4 protein-coding genes and 1 tRNA gene are annotated in these 7581 nt (G+C 50.7%); 2 read left to right on the top strand and 3 right to left on the bottom strand.

Features of this window, described 5'->3' with window-relative positions:
• Positions 1–300 precede the first annotated feature (300 nt).
• The gene (locus B5F78_RS15320; RefSeq protein WP_337959694.1) at positions 301–864 is read left to right on the top strand and encodes a hypothetical protein; all 564 of its coding nucleotides are present in this window, start codon (positions 301–303) and stop codon (positions 862–864) included.
• 315 nt (positions 865–1179) lie between these two features.
• Here the strand turns inward: B5F78_RS15320 and mutS are convergent, their stop codons facing one another.
• Positions 1180–3768: a DNA mismatch repair protein MutS gene (mutS, locus tag B5F78_RS15315; RefSeq protein ID WP_087407142.1), complete on the bottom strand. Its 2589-nt coding sequence runs from the start codon at positions 3766–3768 to the stop codon at positions 1180–1182.
• A gap of 263 nt (positions 3769–4031) precedes the next feature.
• Positions 4032–4102, bottom strand: a tRNA-Gln gene (locus B5F78_RS15310).
• Between the two features lie 133 nt (positions 4103–4235).
• Between B5F78_RS15310 and B5F78_RS15305 the strand changes: the two genes are divergently transcribed.
• The gene (locus B5F78_RS15305; protein WP_087407141.1) at positions 4236–7475 is read left to right on the top strand and encodes a S41 family peptidase; all 3240 of its coding nucleotides are present in this window, start codon (positions 4236–4238) and stop codon (positions 7473–7475) included.
• On the opposite strand, the gene B5F78_RS17655 is transcribed toward B5F78_RS15305, so the two are convergent.
• A partial coding sequence (locus B5F78_RS17655) for a hypothetical protein (RefSeq protein WP_206421964.1) occupies positions 7382–7581 on the bottom strand: 200 nt, incomplete at its 5' end. The genes B5F78_RS15305 and B5F78_RS17655 overlap by 94 nt on opposite strands.

Below are 7581 nucleotides of genomic sequence, written 5' to 3'. Positions count from 1 at the left end.
CTGTTCTTCGTCAGATAGCCCGCTATCTTCCTCATCACAGAAGCGAAAATGCCTCAAAAACTCATCCCAAATCATCGCACGATAAATTCAAAACAGCTTCTTACTTATACACAACAATGGTTACCTTTTCGTAAGTATCTGATGTTCAAGTACCTACTTGTACGATTAAATTCCTCTTGGTAACTTTGCAGCACAAAAGGAAATAAAGGCACTTTTAGTAAGTAATAACTCATTAAACAAATAAGAGCTTATCTTTCCAAACTGGGCAAAACGGTAGAGACACGCATCACGGACTATCATGTGGGCGGAACCGGAAATCATGAGGTGGTGATGGCGGAAGGTATGCCCCAATTTACGAAAGGGGAAATCTATGGCGGCATGATGAAAGGATTCGCGCAGGCTTTCGGCGATGCCCTGACCGACATGCCTACAGGCAAGGCTTCGGAAGTGGCATTCGGCACTACGCAGACTTGGGCAGGAGTTCCGTTCGAGTTCCGTCACGGAGCGACATCCGATTTTCCGGGCGCAAGCATCCTGATAGGAGGCAAGGCATATTATACGCACTGGACTCCGGCAAAGGCACACGTAAGCCATTTGCAGGTTTCTTCTCCGGCTGCCATTGATGCGGAAATAGCAGAAGCGGAAAAGTCATTGGCATCAGGAGCGGAACTGTTCATCGGCGGACACGGAGGTGCGGCAAAGCGCGATGCGGTAGAGTTCAAAATCGACTATCTGAAAAAGATGAAAGAGGTGCTCGGCAATAACCAAACGGCACAAGCTTTTATGGACGACATGAAGAAAGCTTTCCCCGGACTGCCGGGAGAAACCGGACTGGAAGAGTTGAGTGAGGCACTCTACAAATAATTATCGAATAAAACCAATCAGGAGTTAAAAGGGAGTTATAAGGAGTTATCGTCCGCCAGGCGGACTGGGAGTTAGACGCCAATACTTTTTGCATCGTTTTCAGAAACAAGACTATTGACCTTTAACTCCTATAACTCTTGTGAAACATAACTATGTTTATACTATGCATGGTATAAATTTGTGCATTTCCTTGAACATCTCCTACCGTTTCTGTAGAGACATGTGCACATCGTCTCTACTACGTGGCATATACAAAATACATATTTTAATGCCGTTTAAAGTATAACTCCTGATTCGCATAAATAGTAAATACCCTCACTTTCCTGTCACGATACGTTTAATGTCATTCAGTTTGTTCAACGCTTCTATCGGTGTCAAGTTGTTCACATCCAGATGCAGGATTTCATCCCGTATCTGGCACAACACGGGGTCGTCAAGCTGGAAGAAGCTGAGCTGGACGCCGTCTTTAGGAGCAGAAGCCTGTACCTTCGGACGCGACACCATACCCTCCTGCCGGTTCTCTTGCTCCAGACGGTGCAGGATTTCATCGGCACGCTTCACGATGCTTTGAGGCATGCCCGCCATTTTTGCCACATGAATACCAAACGAATGCTCGCTTCCTCCACGCTCCAGCTTACGCAGGAAAATCACCTTATTATTGACCTCCTTGACCGTTACATTATAATTCTTGATACGCGGGAAAAGTGCTTCCATATCGTTCAACTCGTGATAGTGCGTGGCAAAAAGCGTACGGGCGTGGGCTTTCTTGTTCTCGTGGATGTGCTCTACGATAGCCCATGCAATGGAGATGCCGTCATACGTGGAAGTGCCGCGCCCCAACTCATCAAACAGCACCAGGCTTCGGGGAGAGAGGTTGTTCAGGATATTGGCGGCTTCATTCATCTCGACCATGAACGTTGATTCGCCCACCGATATGTTATCACTTGCTCCGACACGGGTGAATATCTTGTCCACCAGCCCGATATGCGCACTTTCGGCTGGCACAAAGCAGCCTATCTGAGCCAAGAGCGTGATAAGCGCCGTCTGGCGGAGCAAGGCAGACTTACCCGCCATATTGGGTCCCGTGATAATGATAATCTGTTGTGATTCCGTATCGAGATAGACATCATTGGCAATGTATTTCTCGCCCACGGGCAATTGCTTCTCGATGACCGGATGGCGTCCTTGCTTGATGTCGAGCACATCATCGTCGGCTACCACCGGACGGATATACTTGTTCTCGCGCGCCACATCGGCAAAAGAGAGCAGGCAATCCAGACGTGCGATTTGCGTGGCATTGATCTGGATAGCCGGAATAAACTCGGCAAGGTCTGCCACCAAGTCATTATAAAGCTTGGTTTCCAGTACCAGGATTTTATCTTCCGCCCCCAATATCTTCTCTTCGTATTCTTTCAGTTCCTGCGTGATATACCGCTCGGCGTTCACCAGCGTCTGCTTGCGTATCCACTCGGCAGGCACTTTCTCCTTGTGTGCGTTCCGCACTTCGATGTAATAGCCAAACACATTGTTATAGGCAATCTTCAGGCTGGGGATGCCGGTCTGCTCGATTTCGCGCTGCTGGATTTGAAGCAGGTAATCCTTTCCCGAATAGGAAATACGGCGCAGCTCATCCAGCTCGGCATTCACTCCGTCGGCTATCACCCCGCCCTTGTTCACCAGCAGAGGCGGGTCGTTCACTATCTCCTTCGCTATTTTATCCCGAATCGAGACGCAGAGGTTCAACTGCTCCCCGATGCGCCGGAGGCTTTCGTTGTCCGCGTTCAGGCAGGCATTCTTGATGGGTTCGATGGCTTGGAGCGCCACTTTCAGCTGTACCACCTCGCGAGGGGAGATACGTCCCACTGCGGCTTTTGATACGATGCGTTCTAGGTCGCCTATACGGTGCAGCTTCTCTTCGATAAAGTCCTTGAAGTCGGGCTCGCGGAAGAAATACTCCACTACGTCCAGCCGGGCGTTAATCGGTTTTACTTCCTTCAGGGGAAACACCATCCAGCGTTTCAGCAGGCGGGCTCCCATGGGGCTGATGGTATGGTCTATCACGTCCAGCAGGCTGGTGCCTCCCTCGTTCATGCTGCTTATCAGCTCCAGGCTGTGCACCGTAAACTTATCCAGCCGCACGTAGCGTTCCTCCTCGATGCGTGCCAACGAAGTGATATGCCCTATCTGATAATGCTGGGTCATGTCGAGGTATTGCAGGATGGCTCCAGCCGCGATGATGCCGTTCTTCAGATGCTCTACGCCGAAGCCTTTCAGGTTCTTGGTCTCGAAATGCTTCAAGAGCTTCTCGCGTGCCGAAGCTTCGGTAAACACCCAGTCATCCAGCTCGAAGGTGAAAAACTTGCTTCCGAAATTGCCTTCGAACATGGGTTTCTTGCCCCGCTCGAAAAGCACTTCCTTGGGAGCGAAATTATTCAGAAGCTTGTCGATGTAGTCAGAAGGTCCCTCGGCGGTCAGGAACTCGCCGGTAGAGATATCCAGAAAAGCGATGCCGCAGGCGGTTTTCCCGAAATGGATGGCGGCAAGGAAATTGTTCTCCTTATACGACAACACATTGTCGCTGATGGCAACGCCCGGCGTCACCAGTTCGGTAATGCCCCGCTTCACCAGTTTCTTCGTGGTTTTCGGGTCTTCCAGCTGGTCGCAGATTGCCACACGCCTTCCCGCACGTATCAGCTTAGGCAAATACGTATCAAGAGCATGATGCGGGAATCCTGCCATTTCCACCGTTTTCCCCTGCCCGTTGGCACGCTTGGTCAAGGTGATTCCCAGTATTTGCGAAGCGGTCACGGCATCTTCGGAATAAGTCTCATAGAAGTCGCCGCACCGGAAGAGCATCAACGCATCGGGATGCTTCGCCTTCAGGTCGAAATACTGTTTCATCATGGGGGTCAATACCACGTCATTATCTTTAGCCACTGTGTTGTCCTTTCTTTTATTAATGTGTTGTCCGTACCTGCAAAGGTACGAAAATTTCCCAAATATCTGCCTTCCGTGACGCAAGTATCTGCAACGCCCGGCGCAAGTACCTGCATGAACGGATGAACATAATAACGGAGCCTAGCTAATACTCATGCCGAGCATACAAAGGAAAGCCCCGCAAAAACGACGTTTTTACGGGGCTATACCTTAAAATGACCTGATTTGCGTTGGACTACCAGGATTCGAACCTAGACAAACAGAACCAAAACCTGTTGTGCTGCCATTACACCATAGTCCAAACTTTCGCGCTTTCCTTAGAAAGCGGTGCAAAGATAAGTGTTTTTTATAATATCCTCCAAATAATTCCCCACTTTTTTTATCTCTTTTTTCAATATTCCGTATCTTTGCCGCCTATAAATGCATAAGAGTTTATGAAAAAAACAGTATTAGGATTTATGTTAGGGGTAGGATGCGTATCGCTCCAAGCGATGACACCACTTTGGATGCGCGATGCTGTCATCTCACCCGATGGAAGCGAAATCGCTTTCTGTTACAAAGGAGATATTTATAAGGTGAATGCCAAGGGAGGCGAAGCACTACGACTCACCACACAACCTTCGTATGAATCAACCCCCGTATGGTCGCCCGATGGACAACAAATTGCTTTCGCCAGCGATCGCTTTGGAAGCGCCGACATCTTCGTGATGCCCGCCAGCGGAGGCGAAGCACGCCGGCTGACCAGCAATTCGGCAAACGAAACACCTTCTGCCTTCACGCCCGACGGCAAACACGTGCTGTTTTCTGCCTCCCTGCAAGACCCGGCAGAAAGTGCCATGTTTCCCACCAGTGCAATGACCGAATTATATCAAGTGTCCGTAGCGGGCGGACGCACTGAACAAGTATTAGGCACACCGGCGGAAAAAGTGTGCTATGCACCAGCGGGAACCTTCTTCCTCTATCAGGACCGGAAAGGATTCGAAGACGAATGGCGCAAGCATCACACTTCATCCATCACCCGGGACGTATGGATGTATGACACCACCAGCGGTAAACATACCAACCTGACCGCCCGACCGGGAGAAGACCGCGACCCTGTATTGAGTGCCGATGGAAAAACCGTGTACTTCTTGAGCGAACGCAATGGAGGTTCGTTCAACGTCTATCGCTTCCCGTTGGACCACCCTGCTGATGTGCAGCCCGTTACTTCATTCAAGGGAAACCCTGTACGCTTCCTCTCAATGAGCCACAACGGTACACTCTGCTACACCTACGATGGCGAAATCTATACCCAACCCAATGGAGGAAAACCCACTAAGGTCAATATCTCACTTATCCGCGATGAAGAGGAAATGCCCGTCACTTATAATTTTACACGCGGAGCTTCGGAAGCTACGGTATCGCCCGACGGCAAACAGGTGGCGTTCGTGGTGCGGGGTGAAGTGTTCGTGACATCCGTCGAATACGGCACCACCAAGCAAATCACCCATACACCCGAAGCCGAAGAAGGCGTTTCGTTCGGTGCGGACAACCGCACCTTGGTCTATGCCAGCGAGCGCGATGGCATAAGCGGACTTTACACCGCAAAAATCGTACGTAAAGAAGAAAAGAATTTCCCCAATGCCACGCTGATAGAAGAAGAAGCCCTGCTTCCCTCGAAAACCGTGGAACGAAGCTATCCGAAGTTCTCTCCCGACGGGAAAGAAATTGCCTTCATCGAAGGGCGTACCCGCCTCATGGTGCTGAACCTGAAGAGCAAGAAGGTGCGCCAGGTGACCGACGGGTCTACGTGGTACTCGCTTTCGGGAGGCTTTGACTATCAGTGGTCGCCCGACGGGAAATGGTTTGCACTGGAATTCATCGCCCACAAGCACGAGCCTTATTCGGACATCGGACTGGTTTGCGCCGACGGGAAAAGCCCGATTATCAACCTGACCAACAGCGGTTATACGAGCGGCATGCCCCGCTGGACCATGGACGGAAACGCCCTGCTCTTCACCACCGAACGGTATGGTATGCGCAATCATGCCTCGTGGGGCTCGCTGGACGATGTGATGATGGTCTTCCTGAACCAGGACGCATACGACAAGTTCCGCCTGAGCAAAGAGGATTACGAATTGCAAAAGGAACTGGAGAAAGAGCAGGAAAAAGCGGGTGAAACCGCTTCGAAAGACAAGAAAAAGGATAAAAAAGCGGATGCAAAAACAGATAGCGTGAAATTAATCACGGTTGAACCGGACGGCATAGAAGACCGCATCGTGCGCCTTACGCCCAACTCATCGCGCTTGTCCTCAGCCGCTATCTCGAAAGACGGAGAAACCCTGTACTATTTATCTGCGTTCGAAGGCGGATTCGACATGTGGAAAATGGACTTGCGCAAGCATGAGACCAAGCTTCTGCACAAAATGGACGCGCGCTGGGCAAACATGGAAACCGACCGCGAAGGGAATTTCTTTGTACTGGGAGGCGGAACCATGCAGAAGATGGACGGGAAATCGGAAAAGCTGGAACCGATTACCTACCGTGCCGAAGTGAAAATGAACCCCTACGAAGAACGCGAATACATCTTCGACAACATCTACCGCGAGGAAAAGGCACGCTTCTACAACGTGAACATGCACGGCGTGGACTGGGATGCCTTGACGGAGACCTACCGCAAGTTCCTGCCTCATATCAATAACAATTATGATTTCGCCGAAATGCTGAGCGAATGGCTGGGCGAACTGAACGTATCTCATACCGGCGGACGCTTCTATCCCGAACTGGACACCGAAAGCACTGCCCAGCTGGGGCTATTGTATGACTGGGACTATACGGGCAACGGATTGCGCATCGCCGAAATCATCGAGAAAGGGCCTTTCGACCGCAAGAGTACCCGTGCCAAAGCCGGTGTGATTATCGAGAAAATCAACGGCCAGACCCTCGAAGCCGAGAAAGACTATACTCCTTTATTAAATGGGCAGGCAGGCAAGAAGACTTTGGTATCGCTTTACGACCCTGAAACAAACCAACGCTGGGAAGAAGTGGTGAAACCCATAAGCAACGGAGCAATGAATGGCTTGCTCTATACGCGCTGGGTAAAACAACGTGCGGAGGACGTAAAACGCTGGTCGAACGGACGTTTGGGCTATGTGCACATCGAATCGATGGATGATTCCAGTTTCCGTTCGGTTTACTCGGACATCTTGGGCAAGTACAACCAATGCGAAGGCATCGTGATAGACACCCGCTTCAATGGAGGCGGACGCTTGCACGAGGACATCGAAGTATTGTTCAGCGGAAAGAAATACTTCACCCAAGTCATCCGCGGACGCGAGACCTGCGATATGCCTAGCCGGCGCTGGAACAAGCCTTCCATCATGGTGCAATGTGAAGCGAACTACTCGAACGCACACGGCACCCCGTGGGTATACAAGCATCGCGGACTGGGCAAGCTGGTAGGTGCGCCCGTTCCCGGAACCATGACCAGCGTAAACTGGGTAACGACGCAAGACCCGACCCTCGTATTCGGCATTCCGGTGGTAGGCTATCGCCTCCCCGACGGAAGCTATCTGGAAAACACCCAGCTTGACCCCGACATCTATGTGCTGAACGCTCCCGAAACGATTGTGAAAGGAGAAGATACACAATTGAAAGCAGCCGTAGATGAATTGCTGAAAGAAATCGGAGAATAAGAAGCTGTTTTGAATTTCTCCAAAAAGTTTTTCTTGGCTTGATGTGTTCGTTTTCGTGTGTGCTTTGGGCGATTTTTTGGTCCTTTTCGCTCCTGTTCTTCGTCAG

This window comes from Bacteroides sp. An279 (assembly GCF_002159615.1).
GTDB classification, from domain to species: Bacteria; Bacteroidota; Bacteroidia; order Bacteroidales; family Bacteroidaceae; genus Phocaeicola; species Phocaeicola intestinalis.
Note: the sequence above shows the minus strand (reverse complement) of the source record. Positions and strands in the feature narration are given on the sequence as shown.

Coding starts and splice junctions, on each gene's coding strand:
- mutS (WP_087407142.1), bottom strand. CDS start 3,768: ATGATGAAACAGTATTTCGACCTGAAGGCGAAGCATCCCGATGCGTTG.
- B5F78_RS15305 (WP_087407141.1), top strand. CDS start 4,236: ATGAAAAAAACAGTATTAGGATTTATGTTAGGGGTAGGATGCGTATCG.